General features: G+C 60.2%; 1 protein-coding gene. It reads right to left on the bottom strand.

Annotation, left to right across the window (positions count from 1 at the left end; translation table 11 throughout):
- Nucleotides 1-345: 345 nt before the first annotated feature.
- Entirely contained in the window at nucleotides 346-1446 is a 1101-nt protein-coding gene (locus tag QX132_RS32975; protein WP_315701243.1) for an IS4 family transposase, read from the bottom strand.
- Nucleotides 1447-2021 lie beyond the last annotated feature (575 nt).

Raw genomic sequence — 2021 nt, 5'->3', positions numbered from 1 at the left:
CCGGATGCGGCGCAGGGCGCGTGAGGACATCACGTCCTCCTGCCGATTGAAGCTGCCATTCGTCCTGTCATCATCACCGGGCATAGCTGCGCGATCTCGCGGCGCCTTGCGCCCGAGAGATGCATCCTTCAGGTCCCTCTTCAAATGCGAGGGCGCAGGGAATGCCGCATAGGCGTTAAGGTAGCGCGAGCATCGATTGATACTTGCGTTTTCGAGGAGGCTCGCGAAGGTGGCGCCCCAACGCGCGTTTTCTGCGGCGCAAGCAACGGATGGTTGGTTGTGGAATGATTGCTTGCAGCAAGGATGCAACGAGCTGCTGCAGGACCCGCCAAGCGCCAGGCGTCGTTAAGCGGCCTGCGTCCAGTGGGGAGAGTCCTCGAAGTCGCTGGCAAGCGGCTCGAGCAACAGGATGATCAGGAGGTGGGCCAGCAGGTAGGGCTTGGCAGAGCGCGGATCGGTTCCTGGCGGCGTCTTGAGGCCAATCAGACTCTTCAGTCGCTTGAACCCAAGCTCGATCCGCCATCGCAATCGATAGAGCGCAAGCACATCTTTGGTGGAGAACTCGTCCCGCGCGAGCGACGTGATCAGAATGACCCAATCCGCAGCCTCCAAAGTTTCTTTGGAGATGATGCGGTTTTCATCTTTTGCGTCTTGCCGGGCTTTACGCCGAGAAGCAGCAGCCGCACCGGTGGGCTTCTTGATTGCGACCAGACGCATAGCCAGAGGCGCGCCGCCCTTGCGCTTGATCCAAATCTCCCGATCGACCAGTCCGCGCGCCTTCGCGGCACGCAATTGGGCCATCAGATCGAACGGAAGGCCTTTGGCGTCAAGCCAACGTGCGTTCTTCCAGCCCGCTCGGATCAAAACGTCGGCCCCGGCTTCGCGGACGGCCGCAATGCGGTCAGGTTGCAGATAAGCGCGGTCAGCAATGCGGATCTCGTTCTTGACCACTGGTATCCGGTCAAACGTTTCGCCCTCTTGCTGATCTGTCAGCTCGAAGTGACCAAAGCGCTCATAGGGCAGATCAAATGCGCTATGAACGCGCCAAAGCTCACTGTTCTTGCGCGCAGCCGGTCCCGCCTGAGGCACTGTCGTCGCATCGATGATGCGGATCAGGCGGCCTTGGCTCGCCTTCGGAGCTGCCGCAGCGAGCAAGCCCTCCACCAGCACCGCAAACCAATCACCACATTGACGCAGCCGATAGAACAACGCCACGCTGGTGAGGTCGGCAAGGCCAACAGAAGCCGCCCATGCGGCTGTCGATCTCAGCCCTCTTTCACCCAAACAATAGGCCAGCATCAGCCGAAGTAACGTCACCGCATCTGGAATCTGCCGCCGACGCGCGAAGGCCTTCGTCTGGCGCGCAGTTTTCTCGAGCTGCGCAGCCCCGCCCAGCTGCGCAACCACTCTCGTCCAGTCCTCGTTCAGGAGCGATTCGTCTGCCATCCCCTGTTCGAATCACGGCGGATTCCAACACTCAAGCATAAACTTAACGCCTATGGGGAATGCCGGGTGAAGGCCTCACCCATGGCCCGCCTGCGAAAGAAAAGCAGGCGGCAGTTACCACAGGTGCAGCCGATCAACCGGCATTCCCTGCGCGATGGCTTACGGCTTATACGCGCTCTCCTCGGGGACCGGCTTGATTGCCCCCGTGTCGCGACGACGCGCTATGCGCGTCGCGCTGGGCGCCAGCACCGGGGCGCCAGGACCACGCGATTTCGCCGTCCATGAAAGCATTGCTCGTCCGCGCAAGATGCGCGCGATGCTCTCACGTCCACCGCATTGCCGGTCCAACGTATCGTGACGACGCGTACGTCCCTCATCCGGACCGGAACGGTGCGTAGCATACGACTGATTTGCTGATTTTCAGAAGCGATTTATTTTTCCTGCGGCCTCTTGAAGCAGGTCTTGTCATTGAAGTCGTTCATGAAATGAGCGCTTCAGCGCCGATGGCCGTCATTGCGAGGAGCGCAGCAACGAAGCAACGACAAAGCAAATCTTGCTGGCTGCATCAAATCTCA

This window comes from Bradyrhizobium sp. SZCCHNRI20481, from assembly GCF_032485055.1.
GTDB lineage: Bacteria > Pseudomonadota > Alphaproteobacteria > Rhizobiales > Xanthobacteraceae > Bradyrhizobium.
This window is presented reverse-complemented; position numbering and strand designations above follow the sequence as displayed.

What these genes read in the sequence shown, in the direction of transcription:
- QX132_RS32975 (WP_315701243.1), bottom strand. Translation starts at nt 1,446, where the DNA reads ATGGCAGACGAATCGCTCCTGAACGAGGACTGGACGAGAGTGGTTGCG.